Raw genomic sequence first — 21,004 nt, 5'->3', positions numbered from 1 at the left:
GATTCCGAAGCCAGCATTCGAGGCTGATAGACCCATGCGGGCACTGCAACTCGTCGGCGACCGCGACCTGCGGGAAGTCGATCTCCCACCGCCGCCTCCCCCCGGCCCGGGCGAGGCCACCGTCGCGATCCGCGCGGTTGCGCTGAACCATATCGACGTCTGGGGCTGGCGCGGCATGGCGTTCGCCAAGCGCAAGATGCCGCTCGTCGTCGGCGCCGAGGCATCGGGCGTCGTCGAGGCGATCGGCCCCGGCGTCGGCAACGTGCTGCCCGGCCAGCTCGTGGCGATCTACGGCGCGCAGACCTGCGGCCTCTGCCGCCCCTGCCGCGAGGGCCGCGACAATCTTTGCGAGCATGTCTCCGGCGTGCACGGCTTCCACCTCGACGGCTTCGCCCAGGAAAAGGTCAACCTGCCGACCCGCCTGCTGGTGCCCGCCCCTCCCGGCTGCGACGCGATCGGCGCGGCGCTGGCGCCGGTCACCTTCGGCACCGTCGAGCACATGCTGTTCGACAATGCCAAGCTGGAGCCGGGCGAGACCATCCTCGTCCATGCCGGCGGCTCGGGCATCGGCTCGGCAGCGATCCAGCTCGCCAAGAAGCAGGGCGCCACGGTCATCACCACCGTCGGCTCCGACGACAAGATCGAGCGGGCGAAGGCGCTCGGCGCCGACCACGTCATCAACTACCGGACCGACCGCTTCGAGGGCGTGACCCGCAAGCTGACCCGCAAGAAGGGCGTCGACGTCGTCTTCGAGCATGTCGGCAAGGACACCTGGCCCGGCTCCATGCTCTGCCTCAAGCGCGGCGGCCGTCTCGTCACCTGCGGCTCGACCTCGGGCGTCTCGACGGACATGAACCTGATGATGCTGTTCCAGCAGCAGCTGCGGCTGATCGGCTCGTTCGGCTGCCGCATGGAGAACATGCGCGACGCCATGCAGAAGATGGCGAGAGGCATCGTCCATCCGGTGATCGACACCGAGATCGGCTTCGACGGCATCGCGCTGGCGCTGAAGCGGATGGAAGCGCGCGAGGTCTTCGGCAAGATCATCCTGCACGTCAACCGCGAGAGCGCGGACACCCGCGCCGCATGAACCCCCGCACGACGCGTCTTCTGCTGCGCTCGAAGCGCGCCGTCGACTATGTCGTGGCGCAGGTCCTGTTCGCCATCCTCCGGCTGCTGCGGCTTCTGCCCGCCGAGGCGGGGCTTGCCTTTGCCGATCGGGCCGCCCGCCTGATCGGGCCGCTGACGCCGCGCCACCGTCTGGCCAAGGACAATCTCCGCCGCGCCTTTCCCGAGCGGGACGAGGCCTGGGTGGAGAAGACCGCCCGCGCCAACTGGGGCCAGATGGGCCGCATCGCCGCCGAATATGTCTATCTCGACGACCTGTTCGACTTCGATCCGGAGCGGCCCGGCGAGGGCCGCATCGAGGTCGAGGGCATCGAGACCTTCATCGAACTGCGTGAGCGCAAGGGACCGTTCATCTTCTTTACCGGCCATCTCGGCTGCTTCGAGCTGCTGCCGATCGGCGCCGCCGCGTTCGGGCTGGAATTCACCGCGCTGTTCCGCCAGCCGAACAACCGCTACATCGCCAAGGAAGTCCTGTCCGCCCGCCGCACCACCGGCGGCCATCTGGTACCCTCCAAGGCCGGCGCCGCCTGGTCGCTCGCCGGAATCCTGCAGCGCGGCGGCGCCGTCGGCATGCTGGTCGACCAGAAGTTCCAGAAGGGCGTCCGCACGACGTTCTTCGGCCGGCCCTGCAAGACCAACCCGCTGCTGCCGAAGCTGGCGCGGCAGTACGAAGCGGAGATCTATCCGGCGCGCTCGATCCGGCTGCCGGACGGCCGCTACCGCCTGGAGCTGAAGCCGCGCCTCGACCTGCCGCGGGACGCGGCCGGGACGGTCGACGTCGAGGCGACCTGCCAGCTGCTCAACGACGTCGTCGAGGGCTGGGTGCGCGAGCATCCCGAGCAGTGGATGTGGTTCCACGATCGCTGGCAGTCGCGCCGGCCTTCGAAGAAGCGTCGCAAGTAGCGGCATCCCTCTGCAGGGCCTCGGACGATCCGTGCCCGAATTGATACCGATCAACGTCCCCTCGTTGCGCGCATCCGATAGTGCGGCACGTCGTCAGGCGCAGGATGTCCGGCGGGAGGCGCCCGGGCTTCCGGCACGGCGACCCGGCATCTGCGCGGCGGGCATGGTCCTCGGACCCCGCGCCGGCACGAGGGAGCGAGAGATCGACCATGAGCACGCTTCTCAACCAGCAAACCCAATCCGAGGCGACGCCCCGCACGGCGCTCCCGGGCACCCACCGGATCGCCGATCTTGCCGTGCATCTCGACGGCTCCGGCTACGACGCGCCGCGCCTTGCTCACGCGCAGATGCTGGCGACGATCTTCGGCACGCACATCGAAGGCTTCTTCGCCAACCCGATCCCCACCTCCTTCATCCCCGTCGGCGCCGGCTACGAGCGCCTCGCCTCGGAGATCTGGGAGGAAGGCCGCGCCGCCGGCGACGAGGCGGAGAAGGCGATCCGCGCCCGGCTCGACAGCATCGGCGACGGCTGCATCCTGCGGCGCGTCGACGGCATGCCGCATGAACTCGCCTTTGCCGCCGCTCGTCTGGCCCGGACGGTGGACCTCGTCCTTCTGGGACGCCCCGAGGACGACCGTTCCCTCGCCGACATGATCGCTGCCGTGCTGTTCGATGCCGGCAGTCCCGCCCTGATCGTGCCGCCGGAGGCGGCGGAGGCGCGCGATCCGCAGACGATCGTCGTCGGCTGGCGCGATTCCACCGAGTGCTCGCGGGCCATCGCCGCCGCCCTGCCCTTCCTCAAGCGGGCCCGCGAGGTCTTCCTCGTGACGGTGGCCGAAGCCACTGCCAGCGAGGAGCGCCACAGCGAACCGGTCGCCGACATGGCGCGGCATCTCGCCCGCCACGGCGTCACCGTCGAGGTCCGCCACCTGCCGAAATGGAACCGGCCGGCCGACGCCCTGCTCAACGAGGCGAAGATCGTCGGCGCGGAGCTTCTGGTCTCCGGCGGCTACGGCCGTTCGCGACTGCGGGAGATGATTCTGGGGGGCGTTACACGTGACCTCTTGAAATCATGTCCGATTCCGCTCCTGATGTGCCATTGAGGCGGACAGTACGGGAGGCATCACCATGCATACCTCGGACCTCAGCTATAATGTCGAGCCGCTCGGCAGGTGCTGGACGATCTCGTTCTGCCACATCCCGCACGGCACGTTCGACCGGCGCGTCGATGCGCTGCGGGCGGCGGTGCGGGATGCCGACCGGGTCCGGCGAATGGGCCACAGGGTGACGGTGGTGGTGGCGCGGCCGCAGGGCGCGCCCCTCGCCGAGCGGGTGGTGCGGCCCGCGCCCTGAGGCGACGGCGCCTCCCTCCTGGCGTTGACGCCCGGCGCGCCGCAAGGCTCCGTCGCCGGTGGCGAACTATGGCCTAGCGCTGGACGACGACGCGGGTATTGCCCATGCCGAACTTGCGGACCAGCGAGTAGAACGTCTTGGCGTTCGCCGTATGCAGGCGGACGCAACCGTGCGAAGCCGGCCTGCCGAGGCGGCTGACGGCGCCGGTGCCGTGGATGGCATAGCCGCGGTGGTAGAAGACCGAATAGGGCATCGGCGACATGTCGTATTTGCGCGAGTACCACATCCGGTGCATGCGCTTTGCCCGCCAGCTGCCGGTCGGCGTGACGTAGCCTTTGCGCGCCGTCGACACGGGCCAGCGATAGGCAACCTTGCCGTTCTGAATAACCGTCATGGTCTGACTGGAAATATCGATCTTCGCCACGAGGCCGGCGGCGGCATCCGAGACGCCGAGGATCGTCATTGCCGCAAGCAGCAGGGCGGCAGCCAGGATGTTCTTCATAACGCAGACTCCAACCAGAATTAGACGTCTTTTTGCCGCAAAAAAATCTAGTTCCGACTTGAGAAGACTGTCAATTGCCGAAGACGTGAAGACCAGATCCATCGTCGACTATGGTTTCCAGGCAATGCGGGAAACAGCCGTCGCCGATGCTCCAGCGGCGGATCGCGGTGTCAGTGCGTCGGGGAAGTGGCGGCGGCGGCAATCGTCCCTCGGCCACCCATCCCGCGGCGGGGGCCCTCAGCCGTTGAGAAACGCCGAGATCCGGCTGCGCGCCGCCTCGCCTTCCCAGCAATCGGCGAGCCGGCTGGCCGTCACGGCGATCGTCTGCTCGTCGATGACAGGGCCGAGCGAGCGCACGAGCGCCTTCGCCGCGGCGACCGCCTCCGGCGCGCAGGCGAGATACGGCGTCACCTCCGCCGCGACGGCCGCGTCGAGTTCGTCCTCGGTCACCGCCCGTGCGAGAAGCTCCAGTTCGCGGGCCTCCGCCGCGCCGAACCGCCGGCCCGACATGAACACCAGCCGCGCCCGGCCCTCGCCCATCCGAACGACCACATAGGGCGAAATGGTCGCCGGAATCAGGCCGAGGCGCGTCTCCGTGAAACCGAAGCGCGATGCCAGGCTGCCGATGGCGACGTCGCAGACGGCGATCAGCCCGAGCCCGCCGCCGAATGCCTGGCCCTGGATGCGCCCGACCAGCGGCTTCGGCAGTTCGTTGAGTGCCTTCAGCATGCGCGCCAGCTTCTCGGCCTCGGCGACGCGGGCCGCCCGCGGCGCGGCTAACTGCGCCTTCATCCAGTTGAGATCGGCCCCGGCGCAGAAGCTGCGCCCTTCGCCGGTGAGGACTACCACCCGCACGGCGTCGTCGGCGCCGAGGGCCGCCGCGGCATCGGCGAGTTCGCCGATCATCGCCGCGTCCATGGCGTTGTGGCGCTCCGGTCGCGCCAAGGTCAGGGTAGCGACGCCCTCCGCGTCGGTATCGATCCGGATCGTCGAATAGCCGCTCACGCCATCAGTTCCAGAATCTCCTCGCCCTGGCGCGACTTAGATCACGATCGTCGCGGCCATCTCAACCGCGATCGCCGATCGCAGCTGCGAACCGGGGCCAATGGCCGGTCGATGACGGCGGGCGAGGATGCTCGGACCGACCGCTCAGAGCCGCTCGACCAGCTTCACCTGATAGGTGTGCATGGCGTCGCCGCTGCGGATCGACACGTATTCGCCCTGCACGAAGCGTTCCTCGCCGAGGCGGAAGCCGATCTCGTCGTCGCCCTCCCCCTCCTCGTAGTCGAAGAACCAGGTCCCGCCGGGCTTGCGGCGCAGCCGGCCCACCACGTCGGTCTGCCCCTGCAGGAAGCGCCGCACGCGACAGGCGGACTGATGCGCCTTCCATTCGGCCGCATCCAGCCTTCCCTCGGCGTCGAGGGGCACGACGAGGTCGTAGCCGTGGTCCCTGTCGCCGTCGGGATGCCCCTTCTCGCGCGCCAGCTCCAGGCGGACGTGCCGGAAACTGGGCGTCAATTGCGAGGCGGCTTTGGTGTTGGCTGGCGACGACATCCTGCTTCTCCCGTGTGGCGCTGCTTGCCGGAGCGCGTCGCGGCGCGCGGCGGCCCGGCTTCAGGCGGCAGGGGCATCAAGCGGCAATGCCGCGTCGCCGGCCTTGATCGGGATCAATCGGCGGCACGCCCGGGCCCAAGCAGGCGCCGCGGCTGGTCGGCCCCGCCGCCGCCGATCAGGCCGATCAGCCGCCGGAGAGGCTTGCAACATGCGCCTTGAGGTCGAAATCGTGCCGCGCCACCTCGGCCCGGGCGATCGTCAGATCCTGCCCGAGGATGCGGCGGCCCAGCATGTGCTCGCCCGGGCGGTTCACCGTCTCGATGCCGAGCAGCCGGTCTGCCCGGAAGCAATAGGCGATGAGTCGGTCAGCCTCGCCGAGCTGCGCGAGCTCGACGTGGTCGGCGCCAGCCGTCAGCCCGACGACCTGCAGCTTGTAGGGCCCCTGGTCGCTCCAGAACCACGGCACGCTGCGGTAGGGCTCGCCCGGCCCGACGATCCGGGCCGCCACGGTCTTCGCCTGGTCGACCGCGTTCTGCACCGATTCCAGCCGGACCGGCCGGTCGGTGAAGGGGCTCTCGAACACCGCGCAATCGCCGATTGCGAAGATCCGCGGGTCGGCCGTCGTCATGTAGGCATCCACGACGATGCCGTTGTCGGTGGCGAGCCCGGCGTCACGCGCCAGCCGGTCCTCCGGCACGACACCCGCGGCGATCAGCACGATGTCGGCGGCGACCGTCGTGCCGTCCGCCAGAAGCACGCCTTCGGCCCGCGCCCCGCCGACCACCGCCGCGAGGGCCGTCTGCAGCCGGATCTCGGTTCCCATGGCCCGGTGCTGGTCGAGGAAGAAGGCCGAGACGGGGCGCGAGACCGTCCGTCCCATCAGCCGGTCCGCCGCCTCGATCAGCACGACATCCTTGCCGAGCGAGCGCACCGCCGCGGCCACCTCGAGCCCGATGAAGCCGCCGCCGACTATGACCAGCCGCTGCGCCGCGCCGACGGCCGCGCGCAGCGCCTCCGCATCGGCCGCCGTCCGCAGCCCATGCACCCCCGGCAGCGTCGCACCCTCGACGGCAAGCGCGCGATTGGCCGCCCCGGTGGCGAGCACGAGATGGCGGTAGGAAAGCGCCTCGCCCGAATCCAGCATGACCATCGACGCCTGCCGGTCGATCGAGGCGACGGCCTGGCCCATCCGCACGATGATATCGTTCTTGGCGTAGAAGCTTTCCGGCCGGATCAGCAGGCTGTCGAAGCCGGCGTCGGTCTTGATGTAGGTCTTCGACAGGGGCGGCCGCTGGTAAGGCAGCCGGTCCTCGGCGGCGATGATCGTCACCGGGCCGGCAAATCCGAGCTGCCGGAGACTCGCGGCGACCTGGAACCCCGCCTGGCCGCCGCCGGCGATGACGACACCCGCGTCGCTGGTGCTGGACGTGTTCATGCTGATCCGAATCAGTGGGAGATCACCGACGATAGCCTGTTTGGCGCGGCCACGAGAGGCCGGGAGAGCCCGTCGACCCGTCTCGGACGGACCTCTGACCAATCCACGATTGATCTGATCCAATTCCTGACCGAAGCGGCTATTCCTCGGCCACCTTGTGGCGCTCGATCAGGTTGGTCTGGACCCGCTGGAGGTGCAGGCGCATCTGGGCCGCGGCCGCCGCGAGGTTGCGCTCCGCGATGGCATCGACGATGGCATCGTGGTCGGCAAAGCTGTGATGGTCGGGCGGCGGCAGCAGGCGGTCGTTGCGCAGCCGGCCCCAGACGACGGTGCGGCGCACCGCGTTCATCGTGTCGAAGACCGACAGCAGCAGAGCGTTCCGGCCAGCCTCGGCGATGGCCCGATGCAGGCGGTTGTCCCAGTTCTCGTATTGCCGCCACGTCTCGGCATGACGGGCGCCGTCGGCACAGAGCCTCAGCACCCTGATGTCGTCGCTGGTCGCATGCAGCGCGGCCTCCCGCGCGAGTTCCGGCTCGATCACCAGGCGCGCCCGCATCACTTCCGCCGGGCTGGTCTGGTCGGCGATCGCCGTGACCGTGGCGATCTCGGCAACGGGGCGCGCGCCGATGAACGTGCCCTTGCCGACATGGCGCCACAACTCGCCCTGCTCTTCGAGCACCGCCAGCGCCTTGCGCAGGTCGCCGCGCGACACCCCGACGATCTCCGCCAGTTCGCGTTCGGGCGGCAGGCGGGTGTTGGGGGCGAACTCCCGCTGCCCGAGATAGGCGCGCAACTGCACGAGCGCGCTCTGGCCGCCGTCGCGCACCAGCGTATCGGCTTCCAGCACCTCGGCGCCACGGATCAGCATCGTCGCACCGGCACCGCCCTTCTCGTCATCTTCCATCTTGATCATTCCGTTCTTATGCCTTAACCAATACGCCATTGGCAAGAGATTGGTCCGAAGCGACCGGTGCTGCACCTCGTGCGGCAATCAACAAGACAATGCCAATCGGGAGGAATAGATGACAGTGTGGACCAAGATGGCGGGCACGCTCGCCGCCGGGCTCGTCGCTGCGGCGATCGGCTTCGGCACCCAGGTCGCCAGCGCGCAGGAGACCGTCCGCGTCGCCCTCGGCGACGTGGCATCGGTGGAGACGCTCGGCTTCCTGATCGCCCTTGAGCGGGCGAAGGACCGGGGACTCGACTATGAGCTGACGTCCTTCGCGGAGGAGGAGCTGGCGATCCAGGCGATCATCAGCGGCCAGGCCGACGTCGGCATCGGCACGCCCTACTCGATCATCCAGAAGACCAAGGTCCCGCTGCGCAACATCTTCCAGATCTCGTCGCTGGTGTTCTTCCCGGTGGTCTCCACCGAATACAAGAGCTGGAAGGACCTCGACGGCGAGCCCTTCACCTTCCATGCCCGCGGTACCGCCACCGAAGCCTACGGCAACGTCGTCGCCGAGCGCGAGGGCATCGAGTTCGGCCAGCGTTCCTACGTGCCCGGATCCGAGAACCGCATCGTGGCGATGCTCAACGGCACCATCAAGGCGACCATCGTCGACCTGTCGAACAAGAACCTCTTGCTCAAGCAGGCGCCGGACAAGTTCCACGTCCTGCCCGGCATCGAGGACAAGGTGTCCGACGAGATCCTCTTCGCCAACGAGAAGTGGGTCGAGGAGAACCCGGAATCCGCGGCGATCCTGACCGAGGAACTGCTCAAGCTGTGGAAGGAGATCAACGCCGATCCGACTATCGTCGAGAAGGAGCGGGCAGCCCGCAACCTCCTCTCCGACCAGCCGGCCGAGATTCTCGCCGAAGTCGACGCGTATTACGCCGAGGGCGTCGAGGCCGGCCTGTGGAACCCGGAAGGCGCCAGCGAGGACATCGCCCGCGCCGACTTCGACTTCTATGTCACGTCCGGGCAGATGGAAGGTCCGGCCGACAGCCTCAAGGTCGAGGATTTCTGGAACCTCGCCCCGATCGAGGCCGCAAAGGCGAAGATCGGTGGCTGAGCAGCGCGCCAATCTCGAAGCGGAGCCCACCGGGCTCCGCTTCTCCCGGTTCTTCCCGTTCGGGCCTGACCGGGTCCCCGGCGCCCTTCGCGAGCGCCAGCCGAACAAGGGCACCGCATTCCTGAGCCATCCGCTGACGCTGCGGTTCATCTCGGTCGCGATCTTCTGCATTGCGTGGCAATGGGCGGCGCTGGTTCCGATCAGCCCGGCCTTCCCGACCTTCACCGAAACCATGGCGGCCTTCTGGGGCATGCTCGCTGACGGCTCGCTCGTCGCGGCCTTCGCCATCACCCTGCAGCCGCTGCTGCTCGGTCTCGTCATCTCCGCCCTGCTCGGCGTTGCCATCGGCGTCTCGATGGGCCTGAACACCAAGGCCGAATGGTTCGCCTCGCCGATCTTCATCGTCGCCCAGGCGGCGCCGCTGGCGGCGCTCATCCCGCTGATCGTCTTCGCCTACGGCATCGGCCTGACGTCCAAGACCATCGTCGTCTGCATCATGGCGATGCCGGTGATCGTCCTGAACTCCTTCGCCGCCGTCCGCCACACCCCGGCCTCGCTGGTCGAGATGGGACGGTCCTTCCTGGCGCCGCGGCGAAAGGTGATCACGCGGATCATCCTGCCGGCGGCCAGCCCGGTGATCTTCGCGGGGCTGCGCCTCGGCTGCGCCTCCGGCTTCATCGGCGCGATCCTTGCCGAACTCCTGATCACGCCGACCGGCGTGGGCGACCTGATCAGCTACAGCCGTTCCATCGCGGACTACCCGGCCATGTACGCCGCGATCCTGTCCATCATCGTGTTCTCCGTGCTCTTCATCGAACTGATCGAGCGCGTCGAGGTCACGATCTTCCGACCCGAGAAGCGAGCCACAGCGTGAACGCCATCGCCCAACATGCCTTCGCCGCGCCGTCCCCGGTGACCGACTCCATCGTCGCCGTGCGCAATGTCAACAAGCGTTATGCCGGCAACGTCCAGGCGCTGGAGAATGTCAGCGTCGATTTCCCGCGCGGTCAGCTGACCTCGCTGCTCGGCCCCTCGGGCTGCGGCAAGACCACCCTGCTCAAGATCATCGCCGGCCTGTTGCCGGCGACCTCGGGCGAGGTGCTGGTCAACGGCAGGCCGGTCTCCGGTCCGGGGCCGGAGCGGGCCTTCGTTTTCCAGGACTTCGCGCTGATGCCCTGGGCGACGGTGCTGCGCAACGTCGCCTTCGGCCTCGAACTGCGCGGCACGCCGCGGGCCGAGCGCGAGGACGTCTCGCGCCGCTACATCCAGCAGGTCGGCCTCGCCGGCTTCGAGGAGAAATATCCGCACGAGCTGTCGGGCGGCATGCGCCAGCGCGTCGGCCTCGCCCGGGCGCTGTCGGTCAATGCCGACGTCCTGATGATGGACGAGCCGTTCTCGGCCGTCGACGAGCAGAACCGCCGCAAGTTCCAGGAGGATCTCCTCACCCTCGTCGCCAACGAGAAGAAGACCTTCATCTTCGTCACCCACTCGATCGAGGAGGCGGTCTACGTGTCGGACCGCATCGTGCTGCTGTCGCCGCGGCCCGGCCGCATCGCCGAGATCATCGAGCCGGCGATCAACCGCGACGGCGATGCCGACGCGATCCGCCGCCACCCGGTCTATCTCGATACGGTCGATGCCATCTGGCATTCGCTCAAGACCTACCTGGACTGAGGCGCGCCATGACCCTCTTCGGACACCGCATCCCGATGGTCGCCTCGCTGCTATTGTGGGCGATCCTCTGGGAGATCGTCGGGCAGCTCGGCATCACCATCCTGCTGCCGCCGCTCTCGGCCGTCCTCGTCAGGATGGTGGAGATCGTGCCGACCCAGACCTTCATGTCGGCGCTCGGCGTCACCGCCTACGCCTTCGTCATCGGCAATGTCATCGCCATCGGCGTCGGCGTGCCGCTCGGCATCCTGATGGGGCGCTCGGTCATCGCCGACCGCATCTTCCTGCCCTGGGTGAACCTCTTCCTGTCGGCGCCGCTGACCGCGCTCGTCCCGGTGATCATGGTCCTGTTCGGCCTCGGCCAAACGACGATCATCCTCACCGTCGTGCTCTTCGCCATCTGGATCATCGTGCTCGATTCCCGCGCCGGCGTCCGCTCGATCTCGCCCTCGCTGGTCGAGATGGCCCACAGCTTCGGCGCCAGCCGCTGGCAGGCCTTCCGGCGAATCTACATCTGGGCGGCGCTGCCCGAGATTCTCGCCGGCATCCGCCTCGGCGTCATCCGTGCGGTGAAGGGCGTGATCATCGGCCAGCTGCTGGTGTCGATCGTCGGCTTCGGCGCGCTCTTCAAACTCTACGGCTCGCGCTTCCTGATGGAGCACTTCTGGGCCGCCCTCATCGTCCTGTTCGCGCTGGCCTTCATCCTGGCCGAGAGCCTTGCCTGGCTCGAGCGACGCGTCGATTTCTATGCCGCATCGCGCGGCTGATCCCTCCCGTACCGTTCACACAGAGGAATACCTGAACGATGACACATGTCTTCACGCCAGCCGAAACCACGTCGCTGCCCGTCCAGGGCTCCGGCGACACCTTCCCGGTGCGGCGCGTCTATTGCGTCGGTCGCAACTACGCCGACCACGCCATCGAGATGGGCCACGACCCGGACAAGGAGCCGCCCTTCTTCTTCCAGAAAAACCCTGACAATCTGATCGTCGGCGACAGCTTCCCCTACCCGTCGATGTCCTCCGACGTGCATCACGAGATCGAGCTGGTGGTGTTCCTGTCGAAGGGCGGCGAGAACATCCCGGTGGAAGACGCGCTGTCGCATGTCTACGGCTACGCCGTCGGCCTCGACATGACCCGGCGCGACCTGCAGGGCGAGGCCAAGAAGATGGGCCGGCCGTGGGAAATCGGCAAAGCCTTCGAGGACTCCGCGCCGGTGTCGCCGGTGGTGCCGGCTTCCGAGATCGGCCACCCCGATTCCGGCGCGATCTGGCTCAAGGTCAATGGCGAGATCCGCCAGAACGGCGACCTCAACCAGATGATCTGGAAGGTGGCGGAATCGATCTCCTACCTCTCCGGCCTCTTCCGCCTCGCGCCGGGTGACGTCATCATGACCGGCACCCCGGCCGGCGTCGGCGCCGTCAAGCGCGGCGACGTGCTGGAAGGCCACATCGACGGCATCGGCGACCTCCGCGTCACCGTGTCCTGACCACTCAGCGTGGATTGCCGGCGGCGCCCGCGCCGCCGGCTTCTCTTCAAGCTCAAGGACGGCCGCCATGCTCGATCTCCTGCAACGGGGCGCTCCCGCCGATCCCGCCATCGGCGCGCCGGACCGCCAGCCGCTGAGCTTCGCCGGCCTCGGCGAGCTCGTCGCCACGACGGTCTCGTCCCTCAACGCGCTCGGCATCGGCCGGGGCGACCGGGTGGCGATCGTGCTGCCGAACGGCCCGGAAATGGCGGCCTGCTTCGTCGCCGTCGCCGCCGGGGCGACCACCGCCCCGCTCAATCCCGCCTACCGGGCGGACGAATTCGAATTCTACCTCAACGACCTCGGCGCCAAGGCGCTGATCGTCGATGCCGCCGGCCACGAGGCGGCGGAAGCCGTCGCCGCCAGGCTGGGCGTCCCGGTGCTGCGGCTGCGGGTCGCCGATGGCGCGCCCGCCGGCGCCTTCAGCCTCGAGGGCGAGTCCGTGGGCACGACAGAGCGTCGCGGCTACAGCGCGGAAGACGATATCGCCCTCGTCCTGCATACGTCCGGCACCACGTCGCGCCCGAAGATCGTGCCGCTCACCCTCGGCAACATAAAGGCCTCGGCGCGCCATATCCGCGAGACCCTGGCGCTGACGCCGGCCGATCGCTGCCTCAACATCATGCCGCTGTTCCACATTCACGGCCTGGTCGCGGCGGTGCTCTCGACGCTCTCGGCCGGCGCCTCGGTCGTCTGCACGCCGGGCTTCAACGCGCTGAAGTTCTTCTCCTGGATGGATGCCGCCGAACCCACCTGGTACACGGCCGTCCCGACCATGCATCAGGCGATCCTCGCCCGCGCGCCGCGCAACCAGGACAGCGTCGACAGGGCGCAGCTGCGCTTCATCCGGTCCTCTTCCGCGTCGCTGCCGGCGCAGGTGATGGGCGAGCTGGAAGCTGCCTTCGGCTGCCCGGTGATCGAGTCCTACGGCATGACCGAAGCGGCGCATCAGATGGCGTCCAATCTCCTGCCGCCCGGCCAGCGCAAGCCCGGCAGCGTGGGCCCCGCCGCCGGCCCGGAAGTCGCCATCCTGTCGCAGGACGGCACGGTGCTGCCGGCCGGCGCGGTCGGCGAGATCTGCATCCGCGGCCCGAACGTCACCAAGGGCTACGAGAACAACGACAAGGCCAACGCCGAAGCCTTCGCGCATGGCTGGTTCCACACCGGCGACCAGGGCACCATGGACGAGGACGGCTTCGTCCGGCTCACCGGCCGGCTGAAGGAGATCATCAATCGCGGTGGCGAGAAGATCTCGCCGCGCGAGGTCGACGACGTGCTGATGGACCACCCGGCGGTGCAGCAGGTGGTGACCTTCGCCATGCCGCACGACAAGCTCGGCGAGGAAGTCGCCGCCGCCGTCGTGCTGCGCGAGGGGATGAGCGCCACCGAGCGCGAGATCCGCGATTTCTGTGCCACCAGGCTCGCCGACTTCAAGGTGCCGCGCCGCCTGGTGTTCCTCGACGAGATCCCGAAGGGCGCCACCGGCAAGCTGCAGCGCATCGGCCTTGCCGACAAGCTCGGCCTCGGCAAGGCGGCGTCGCCGGCATGAGGATCTGCATCTTCGGAGCCGGCGCGATCGGCGGCCTCGTCGCGGCGAAACTCGCCGCCGCCGGCGAGGCCGAGGTCAGCGTCGTCGCCCGCGGCCCGCATCTGGCGGCGATCCGCCGGGACGGCCTGACCGTGCGCGACGCATCGGGGGAGATCAACGCCGCGGTGCGGGCGACGGACGATCCGTCCGAGCTCGGCCCGCAGGACTACGTCCTGGTGGCGCTCAAGGCGCATTCGGTCCCGGCGATCCTGCCCGGCCTGGCGACACTGCTCGGTCCGGAGACCGCCGTGGTCACCGCCCAGAACGGCGTGCCCTGGTGGTACTTCTATCGCAGCGGCGGTCCCTACGAGGGGCATCGCATCGAGGCGGTGGATCCGGGTGGCCGGATCTGGGACACGATCGGCCCGGAGCGGGCGATCGGCTGCGTCGTCCATCCCGCCGCCGACATCGAGGCGCCGGGCATCATCCGCCACACCGAGGGCGACCGCCTGCCGCTCGGCGAGCCCTCCGGCGAGAAGAGCGAACGAACGCTGGCCCTGTCGCGGGCGCTGGTCGCCGCCGGCTTCCGCGCGCCGGTGCGCCCGCAGATCCGTTCCGAAATCTGGATCAAGCTCTGGGGCAATGTCTCGCTGAACCCGATCTCGGCCCTCACCGGCGCCACGCTGGCGGCGATCTGCGGCGACGACGGCGCAAGGGCGGTCGCCCGCCAGATGATGCTGGAAGCCCAGGCCATCGCCGAGAAGCTCGGCATCCGCTTTCCCATCGATGTCGACAAGCGCATCGCCGGCGCCGCCGAGGTCGGCGAGCACAAGACCTCGATGCTGCAGGACCTCGAGCTCGGCCGGCCGATGGAGATCGACGCGCTGGTGACGGCGGTGCAGGAGCTCGGGCGCCTCACCGACAGCCCGACGCCGACCATCGATACCATCCTCGGCCTGGTGCGGCTGCGGGCCGCGACGCCTCTCGTCCCCGCCGTCGCCGATCAGGCGAAGTAGCGGATCGTGCCGGCCGGCGCGAGGTCGTAGCCGGTCAGTTCCGCCGCTCGCCGCCGGACCGCCCCGCCGCCGAGAAAGCCGACCAGCGCCTGCAGCGGCGGCGTGAAATAGGTCCGCTGCCGCATCAGGAGATCGAAGCTCTCCCAGGCAAGCGGCACGAAGTCGAGGCCGGCCGAGCGGGCCGCCGAGCGCGTGGCGACGCCGCAATCGGCCCGCCCCTCCCGGATGGCGGCGGCAAGGTCGGGGCCGCTGAGACAGGCGGGCTCCAGGCGATTCAGGTCGCCCGGCGAGATGCCGAGACGCGAAAGCAGACCCTCCAGCAACATCTGCGCCCCCGCGCCCTTCTGCCGGACGGCCAGACGGGCCCGGCTGGCGATCACGTCCTCCAGGCTGCCAAGCCCCTTCGGATTGCCGGTCGGCAGCAGCAGCCCCTGCTCGCGCCGCGCCATGCCGACCAGCAGCGCATCGTGCAGCTGCGGCATGCGCTCGACGAAGGCGACGTTGTCCTCGTCGGCGGCCCCATGGAAATGAACCGCCGCAGCGGCGATCTCGCTGCGCAGCAGCCGGGCGACGCCGGCCTCCGTCCCCTCGGTCAGCGACGCCAGACCCGAACCCGACTGGCGCAGGCTCCATTCCAGAAGGTCGTCCTGGCTGCCGCCGACGATCGCCGGCGCCTCGGCCGGCGTCATCCCTGCGGGTCGCGCCAGTCCGGAGAGGACCCAGCGATCCAGCTCGTGGCGCGGGAACAGCCACTTGCCGGTGACCTTCGAGCACGGGATCGCGCCTGCCGCGACCAGTTCGTAGAGCTTGCGCTCGCCGAGCCGAAGATAGTCGGCGGCCTCCCCCGTGGTCAGCAGATCGGTCGGCATATTCCTGCGCCTTTATGTCCTGATTCCATCATTTGACATACACCGATTTCCTGCAGAAGAAAGCCTCCAAGGGAGGCCTCATGCCGGATACTCTCGGTGCCTGGCACCTGATTCTCAGCGGCGATCCCGCGCTCTACGCCATCGTGCGCCTGTCGCTGCTGGTCAGCCTGTCGGCCGTGGCAGTGGCGACGCTGGTGGCCTTCCCGCTCGGCGCCGTCCTGGCGCTGACCCGGTTTCCCGGCCGCACGGCGGTCATCGTCATCCTCAACGGCTTCATGGGGCTGCCGCCGGTCGTGGTTGGGCTTGCCGTCTATCTGCTGCTGTCGCGCTCCGGCCCGCTCGGCTCGCTCGGCATCCTGTTCACGCCGCAGGCGATGATCCTGGCGCAGGCGCTGCTGGTCATGCCGATCATCGCGGCATTGGCCCGCCAGACCATCGAGGATCTCTGGTACGAATATCGCGACGAGCTGACGGCGATGAATGTCGGGCCGGCGGGCAGGGTCGCGACGCTCCTGTGGGACTGCCGCATCAGCCTGGTCACGGCCCTCCTCGCCGGCTTCGGGCGCGCCGCGGCCGAGGTGGGAACGGTGATGATCGTCGGCGGCAATATCGACGGCTTCACCCGCACCATGACCACCGCCATCGCGCTGGAGACCTCGAAGGGCGACCTGGCGCTGGCCATGGGTCTTGGAGCGATCCTCGTCGCCCTGATCCTGGTGGTGAACGCGCTGGCGTGGGGCCTGCGCAGCTGGTCGGAACGACGGGTGACCGGATGAAGGCGCTGGCCCGGACCGACCTGCCGCTGTCGCTCCACGATGTCTCGCTGGTCGCCGGCGAGGCCACCATTCTCGACCGCCTCACTTTGACCATCCGGGCCGGCGCGCCGACGGTGGTCGTCGGGCCGAACGGCGCCGGCAAATCCTCGCTCTTGCGCCTCTGCATGGGGCTGACGGCGCCGTCCTCCGGCCGCGTCACCTGGGGCGGCCGGATCGATTCGCCCCCCGTCCGCCGCGCCATGCTGTTCCAGCGTCCGGTCATGCTGCGGCGCTCGGCGCTCACGAATGTCACCTATGGGTTGGCGCAGGCCGGCTGCCCCCGGCGGCTGCGGGCCGAACGCGCCGAAGCCTTGCTGCAGCGGGTCGGCCTCAGCGACCACGCCGCCCGGCCCGCACGCTCACTCTCCGGCGGCGAACAGCAGAAGCTCGCCCTCGCCCGGGCCCTCGCCCGCGAACCGGAACTGCTGCTGCTCGACGAGCCGACCGCCAATCTCGACCCCGCCGCCAGCCGCGGCGTCGAAGCGATCATCCGCGACGTGGCGGATTCCGGCATCAAGGTGCTGATGGCCTCGCACGATCTCGGCCAGGTCCGGCGCCTCGCCGGCGAGGTGCTGTTCATGGCCGCCGGCAGGGTGCGCGAGCACAAGCCCGTCGCGGCGTTCTTCGACAGCCACTCTACGCCCGAAGCTGCCGCCTTCCTGCGCGGCGACCTCGTCATCTGAGCCAACCCAGAGAGACTGCGATGCGACCTTTCATGCCCACCCTCGCCTTCGTCGGCGCGGCTTTTCTCGCGGCGATCACCGGTCATCCGGCGCTCGCGCAGGATCGCTCGATCGTCGTCGCCTCGACGACCTCGACGCAGGATTCCGGCCTGTTCGACCATATCCTGCCGCTGTTCGAGAAAGAATCCGGGATCACCGTGAAGGTCGTCGCCCAGGGCACCGGCCAGGCGCTGGAGACCGCGCGGCGCGGCGACGCGGATGTCGTCTTCGTGCATGCCAAGGCGCAGGAAGAGCAGTTCCTCGCCGACGGCTTCGGCGTCGAGCGCTTCGATGTCATGTACAACGACTTCGTTCTGATCGGCCCGAAGAGCGACCCGGCCGGCATCGCCGGCACCGAGGACATCGCCGCCGCCCTGCAGGCGATCGCGGCGGCCAAGGCGCCGTTCGTGTCGCGCGGCGACAAGTCCGGCACGCATTCCGCCGAGCTGCGGCTCTGGAAGGATGCCGGCATCGACATCGAGACGGCGAAGGGCGACTGGTACCGCGAGATCGGCCAAGGCATGGGCGCCGCCCTCAACACCGCCGGCGCCATGGAGGCCTACGTGCTCGCCGACCGCGGCACCTGGCTGTCCTTCACCGATGGCGGCGATCTCGACGTGCTGGTCGAAGGCGACAAGCGGCTGTTCAACCAGTACGGCGTCATGCTGGTCAGCGCCGAGAAGCACCCGCACGTGAAGACCGAACTCGGCCAGGCCTTCGTCGACTGGCTGATCTCGGACGAAGGCCAGGCAGCCATCGCCGACTACAAGATCGGCGGCCAGCAGCTGTTCTTCCCCAACGCCGCCGAGAGCCGCTCCTGAGCGGCGGCGTTGCCAAGCAATCATCGCCCGGCCCATCATGGGCGATGATCATCATGCCGACTCCCGCCGTTGCGCTGACCTCTGTCGAAGCGGCCCTGGCGCTTCTGACCGAAGGGCTGCAGCCGGTGGCCGCCACCCGCCTGGCGCTGTCGGAGGCGCTCGGAGCCGTTGCGGCGGAGGCCGCGCCCCTCGCCGCCCCGTTGCCGGCCGCCGACATCGCGATCATCGACGGATTCGCCTTTGCGTCTGCCGATCTTCTCGGCGCCTCGCCCTTCTCGCCCGCCGTACCGGGCGGCCCGCTGCATTGGGTGGAAGCCGGTGACGCGCTGCCGGCCGGCTGCGACTGCGTGATCGAGGCGGGGCTCGTCGACCGCAGCGGCCCGCTGGTCGAGGTCTCGGGCGAAGCGGTCACGGGCAGCGGCGTCAGCCGCCGCGGCGAGGATTGGCCGGCGGACTCGCCGGCGGTCACGGCGGGGCACCCCGTCCGAGCCGTCGATATCCTTGTCGCGCGGATGGCCGGCCTGACCGACCTGCCGGTCCGACGGCCGGTCCTGCATCTCCTGAACGTCGGCGGCGCAACCGGCGCAACCGCTTCCGCCGGCCTCGTCGCCGACCTCGCCCGGGCGGCCGGCGCGCAGGTCACTTCGGTCACCGCCGTTGCCCGCGACGCCGCGGCCATCGGCGGCGCGATCGACGCGGCGGACGGCGAACTCCTCGTCCTGGTCGGCGGCACCGGCACGGGCCGCGGCGATGCCACGGCCGAGGCGCTGGCGGCCCGGGGTATCCTGCTGGCGCACGGCATCGCGCTCTCGCCGGGCACCACCACGGCCCTCGGCCGGCGCGGTGCGGTCCCGGTCGTCGCGCTGCCGGGCGCGCCGGACCAGGCGCTGGCGGCGTTCTGGACCTTCGCCCTTCCGGCCATCGACCGCCTCTCCGGCCGCATCCGGCCGCCCGCGCGCGTCCTGCCTCTGGCCCGAAAGATCGCCTCCGCCGTCGGCGTCACCGAACTCGTGCTGCTGCGCGAAGCGAACGATGCCTGGCTGCCGCTGGCGGTGGGGCGCTTTCCGCTGCACCGGCTCGCGGAGGCCGATGCATGGCTCGCCGTGCCGGGCGACAGCGAGGGCTACGCCGCCGGAACGCCCGTGGCAGGCTTTACGGTTTCTGCTACGAGCATCGCATGACGCATGATCCCGTGCCGCCGGCGGCAGCTGCCCGCGGCGGCAGCCACGAGCAGGAACAGTTCCTCGCCATCCTCTCGCGCGAGGAGGCCGTATCGCGCTTCGAGGCGGCGCTGTTTCCGCGGCGGGAGGAGACCGTGCTGCGGCCGCTCGCCTCGGCGCTCGGCGCGGCCCTGGCCGAGGACGTCGTCGCGCCGGTCGACGTGCCGCCCTTCGACCGCGCCAATGTCGACGGCTTCGCCGTCCGCTCGGCGGACCTCGCCGGTGCCGGCGAGTCGGTGCCCGCAACGCTGACGCTGAACGGCGAGACCATCGCCTGCGGCACCCAGCCGCTGCTGCCCGTCCGGCCGGGCACCGCGACGCCGATTGCCACCGGCGGCCCCGTGCCGCGCGGCGCCGACGCGATCGTCATGGTCGAGCACACCCAGCCAGGCGAGGCGGCGGAGCTGATCGAGATCCGCCGCGCCGCCAGCCCTGGCCAGTTCGTCTCCCATGCCGGCTCCGACATTGCCCGCGGCGAGGTGCTGCTGCGGGCCGGCACGCTGATCGGGTCGCGCGAGACTGGCATGCTCGCCGCCTGCGGTATTTCCACCGTCCCGGGGGTCCGCCGTCCCCGCGTCGCGATCCTCTCGACCGGCGACGAGCTCGTGCCCCCCGGCGAGGCCTTGCGTCCGGCGGCGATCTACGACGTCAACGGCGCCATCGTCGCAGCCGCCGTCGCCGAGAATGGCGGCGAGCCGAATTTCCTCGGCGCCTTCCCGGATGACGAAACGACGCTGGAGACGGCGATGCGCGATGCGCTGGCATCGCACGACATGCTGATCCTGTCCGGTGGCACCTCCAAGGGTGCCGGCGACGTCAGCCACCGCATCGTGCCCCGGCTCGGTTCACCCGGCATCCTCGCCCACGGCGTCGCGCTGAAGCCGGGAAAGCCGCTCTGCCTCGCCGTCTGCGATGGCAAGCCGGTGGTCATCCTGCCGGGCTTCCCGACGTCTGCGATGTTCACATTCCACGACATGATCGCGCCGGTGCTGCGCCGCATGGCCGGCCTGCCGCCACGGCTGGACCACACGGTCGAGGCGAGCGTGCCGGTGCGGATCGCCTCGGAACTGGGGCGCACCGAGTTCGTCATGACCTCGCTCGTCGAGGGCGCCGAGGGGCTGGTCGCCTACCCGACCGGCAAGGGCTCGGGCGCCATCACCTCCTTTGCCCAGGCCGACGGCTTCCTGCGCATCGAGGCGCTGGCCGACCACCTGCCGGCGGGCTCCCGCGCGCGGGTCACGCTGTTCACGCCGACGCTGCGGGTCCCCGACCTCGTGCTCATCGGCAGCCATTGCGTCGGTCTCGACCGGATCGCCGCGCCGCTGGTCCGCAGGGGCATGCTGGTGCGCACGCTGGCGGTCGGCAGCCTCGGCGGCCTTGCCGCCGCGCGGCGCGGCGAATGCGATCTCGCGCCGATCCATCTCCTCGACGAGGCCTCCGGCACCTACAACGCGCCGTTCCTGACGCCGGGTCTGGAACTCGTCCGCGGCTGGCGGCGCATGCAGGGCATCGTCCACCGGCCGGGCGACCAGCGCTTCGAAGGGCGCTCGGCCGAGGAGGCCGTCACTGCGGCGCTCGCCGACCCCGACTGCCTGATGGTCAACCGCAACCAGGGCGCCGGGACGCGCATCCTGATCGACCGGCTGCTCGGCGGGGCTCGCCCGGACGGCTATTTCAACCAGCCGAAGTCGCACAACGCGGTCGCCGCGGCGGTGGCGCAGGGCCGCGCCGACTGGGGCGTCGCCATCGCTCCCGTTGCTACAGCCGCCGGCCTCGACTTCATCCCGCTGACCGAGGAACACTACGACTTCGCCCTCGTCACCGCGCGCAGGGAGCGGCCGGGCGTCGCCGCCTTCCTGGAGGCGCTGGCATCGCCGGAGGCCGCCAGGGCGCTGGAGGATGCCGGCTTCGCGAAAGCCTGAGC

Annotated in this window: 22 protein-coding genes; 16 read left to right on the top strand and 6 right to left on the bottom strand. The window is 69.7% G+C overall.

Annotated elements, in window-relative coordinates; genetic code table 11:
* The first annotated feature begins 34 nt into the window (after positions 1 to 34).
* The 4 genes from LXB15_RS06100 to LXB15_RS06085 all read left to right on the top strand — a co-directional run bounded on the left by LXB15_RS06100 (position 35) and on the right by LXB15_RS06085 (position 3,384).
* Positions 35 to 1,090, top strand: a complete 1,056-nt coding sequence (locus LXB15_RS06100) for a zinc-binding dehydrogenase (RefSeq protein WP_233951679.1) — start codon at positions 35 to 37, stop codon at positions 1,088 to 1,090.
* Positions 1,087 to 2,031, top strand: coding sequence for a lipid A biosynthesis lauroyl acyltransferase (locus LXB15_RS06095; RefSeq protein ID WP_233951677.1), 945 nt, complete (start codon positions 1,087 to 1,089; stop codon positions 2,029 to 2,031). The genes LXB15_RS06100 and LXB15_RS06095 overlap by 4 nt, the downstream gene beginning before the upstream one ends.
* Positions 2,032 to 2,240: 209 nt before the next feature.
* Positions 2,241 to 3,134 carry a universal stress protein gene (locus LXB15_RS06090; RefSeq protein ID WP_233951675.1) on the top strand — a complete coding sequence of 298 codons (894 nt, stop codon included), beginning with the start codon at positions 2,241 to 2,243 and terminating at the stop codon, positions 3,132 to 3,134.
* A 25-nt stretch (positions 3,135 to 3,159) separates the two neighbouring features.
* On the top strand, positions 3,160 to 3,384 hold the full coding sequence (locus LXB15_RS06085; protein ID WP_233951674.1) for a hypothetical protein: 225 nt from the start codon (positions 3,160 to 3,162) through the stop codon (positions 3,382 to 3,384).
* A 73-nt stretch (positions 3,385 to 3,457) separates the two neighbouring features.
* Here LXB15_RS06085 and LXB15_RS06080 read toward each other — a convergent pair whose 3' ends face one another.
* The 5 genes from LXB15_RS06080 to LXB15_RS06060 all read right to left on the bottom strand — a co-directional run bounded on the left by LXB15_RS06080 (position 3,458) and on the right by LXB15_RS06060 (position 7,743).
* Entirely contained in the window at positions 3,458 to 3,886 is a 429-nt protein-coding gene (locus LXB15_RS06080; protein ID WP_370640211.1) for a L,D-transpeptidase, read from the bottom strand.
* 237 nt (positions 3,887 to 4,123) lie between these two features.
* The gene (locus LXB15_RS06075) at positions 4,124 to 4,891 is read right to left on the bottom strand and encodes a crotonase/enoyl-CoA hydratase family protein (RefSeq protein ID WP_233951673.1); all 768 of its coding nucleotides are present in this window, start codon (positions 4,889 to 4,891) and stop codon (positions 4,124 to 4,126) included.
* Between the two features lie 144 nt (positions 4,892 to 5,035).
* Positions 5,036 to 5,440, bottom strand: coding sequence for a hypothetical protein (locus LXB15_RS06070; RefSeq protein WP_233951671.1), 405 nt, complete (start codon positions 5,438 to 5,440; stop codon positions 5,036 to 5,038).
* Positions 5,441 to 5,624: 184 nt separating this feature from the next.
* Positions 5,625 to 6,875, bottom strand: coding sequence for an NAD(P)/FAD-dependent oxidoreductase (locus tag LXB15_RS06065; protein ID WP_233951669.1), 1,251 nt, complete (start codon positions 6,873 to 6,875; stop codon positions 5,625 to 5,627).
* Between the two features lie 139 nt (positions 6,876 to 7,014).
* A complete protein-coding gene (locus tag LXB15_RS06060) occupies positions 7,015 to 7,743 on the bottom strand; it encodes a FadR/GntR family transcriptional regulator (RefSeq protein ID WP_370640210.1) in 729 nt (242 codons plus the stop codon).
* 154 nt (positions 7,744 to 7,897) lie between these two features.
* Between LXB15_RS06060 and LXB15_RS06055 the strand changes: the two genes are divergently transcribed.
* The 7 genes from LXB15_RS06055 (at position 7,898) to LXB15_RS06025 (ending at position 14,633) form a co-directional block, all read left to right on the top strand.
* Positions 7,898 to 8,890: an ABC transporter substrate-binding protein gene (locus LXB15_RS06055; RefSeq protein WP_233951667.1), complete on the top strand. Its 993-nt coding sequence runs from the start codon at positions 7,898 to 7,900 to the stop codon at positions 8,888 to 8,890.
* A complete protein-coding gene (locus tag LXB15_RS06050) occupies positions 8,883 to 9,764 on the top strand; it encodes an ABC transporter permease (protein WP_233951665.1) in 882 nt (293 codons plus the stop codon). Before LXB15_RS06055 ends, LXB15_RS06050 begins: the two co-directional genes overlap by 8 nt.
* The gene (locus LXB15_RS06045) at positions 9,761 to 10,564 is read left to right on the top strand and encodes an ABC transporter ATP-binding protein (protein ID WP_233951663.1); all 804 of its coding nucleotides are present in this window, start codon (positions 9,761 to 9,763) and stop codon (positions 10,562 to 10,564) included. The genes LXB15_RS06050 and LXB15_RS06045 overlap by 4 nt, the downstream gene beginning before the upstream one ends.
* A gap of 8 nt (positions 10,565 to 10,572) precedes the next feature.
* Positions 10,573 to 11,328 carry an ABC transporter permease gene (locus tag LXB15_RS06040; RefSeq protein ID WP_233951662.1) on the top strand — a complete coding sequence of 252 codons (756 nt, stop codon included), beginning with the start codon at positions 10,573 to 10,575 and terminating at the stop codon, positions 11,326 to 11,328.
* A gap of 38 nt (positions 11,329 to 11,366) precedes the next feature.
* Positions 11,367 to 12,050 carry a fumarylacetoacetate hydrolase family protein gene (locus LXB15_RS06035; protein ID WP_233951661.1) on the top strand — a complete coding sequence of 228 codons (684 nt, stop codon included), beginning with the start codon at positions 11,367 to 11,369 and terminating at the stop codon, positions 12,048 to 12,050.
* 67 nt (positions 12,051 to 12,117) lie between these two features.
* Positions 12,118 to 13,638 (top strand): acyl--CoA ligase, encoded by a 1,521-nt coding sequence (locus LXB15_RS06030; protein WP_233951660.1) that lies wholly within the window; start codon positions 12,118 to 12,120, stop codon positions 13,636 to 13,638.
* Positions 13,635 to 14,633, top strand: coding sequence for a 2-dehydropantoate 2-reductase (locus tag LXB15_RS06025; protein ID WP_233951659.1), 999 nt, complete (start codon positions 13,635 to 13,637; stop codon positions 14,631 to 14,633). The genes LXB15_RS06030 and LXB15_RS06025 overlap by 4 nt, the downstream gene beginning before the upstream one ends.
* Here the strand turns inward: LXB15_RS06025 and LXB15_RS06020 are convergent.
* Positions 14,621 to 15,502: a helix-turn-helix transcriptional regulator gene (locus LXB15_RS06020; protein WP_233951658.1), complete on the bottom strand. Its 882-nt coding sequence runs from the start codon at positions 15,500 to 15,502 to the stop codon at positions 14,621 to 14,623. The two genes, LXB15_RS06025 and LXB15_RS06020, sit on opposite strands and share 13 nt — an antisense overlap.
* Before the next feature lie 80 nt (positions 15,503 to 15,582).
* Between LXB15_RS06020 and LXB15_RS06015 the strand changes: the two genes are divergently transcribed.
* From LXB15_RS06015 to LXB15_RS05995, 5 genes are read left to right on the top strand one after another with little or no spacing between them, the layout of a single operon-like run.
* Positions 15,583 to 16,278 carry an ABC transporter permease gene (locus LXB15_RS06015; protein ID WP_233951657.1) on the top strand — a complete coding sequence of 232 codons (696 nt, stop codon included), beginning with the start codon at positions 15,583 to 15,585 and terminating at the stop codon, positions 16,276 to 16,278.
* A complete protein-coding gene (locus tag LXB15_RS06010; protein WP_233951656.1) occupies positions 16,275 to 17,000 on the top strand; it encodes an ATP-binding cassette domain-containing protein in 726 nt (241 codons plus the stop codon). The genes LXB15_RS06015 and LXB15_RS06010 overlap by 4 nt, the downstream gene beginning before the upstream one ends.
* A gap of 32 nt (positions 17,001 to 17,032) precedes the next feature.
* Positions 17,033 to 17,860, top strand: a complete 828-nt coding sequence (locus LXB15_RS06005; protein WP_233953069.1) for an extracellular solute-binding protein — start codon at positions 17,033 to 17,035, stop codon at positions 17,858 to 17,860.
* Positions 17,861 to 17,913: 53 nt separating this feature from the next.
* Positions 17,914 to 19,041 (top strand): molybdopterin-binding protein, encoded by a 1,128-nt coding sequence (locus LXB15_RS06000; RefSeq protein WP_370640180.1) that lies wholly within the window; start codon positions 17,914 to 17,916, stop codon positions 19,039 to 19,041.
* Positions 19,038 to 21,002 (top strand): molybdopterin biosynthesis protein, encoded by a 1,965-nt coding sequence (locus tag LXB15_RS05995; protein WP_233951654.1) that lies wholly within the window; start codon positions 19,038 to 19,040, stop codon positions 21,000 to 21,002. Before LXB15_RS06000 ends, LXB15_RS05995 begins: the two co-directional genes overlap by 4 nt.
* Positions 21,003 to 21,004 lie beyond the last annotated feature (2 nt).

The sequence above is a fragment of the Aurantimonas sp. HBX-1 genome (genome assembly GCF_021391535.1).
GTDB lineage: Bacteria > Pseudomonadota > Alphaproteobacteria > Rhizobiales > Rhizobiaceae > Aurantimonas.
This window is presented reverse-complemented; position numbering and strand designations above follow the sequence as displayed.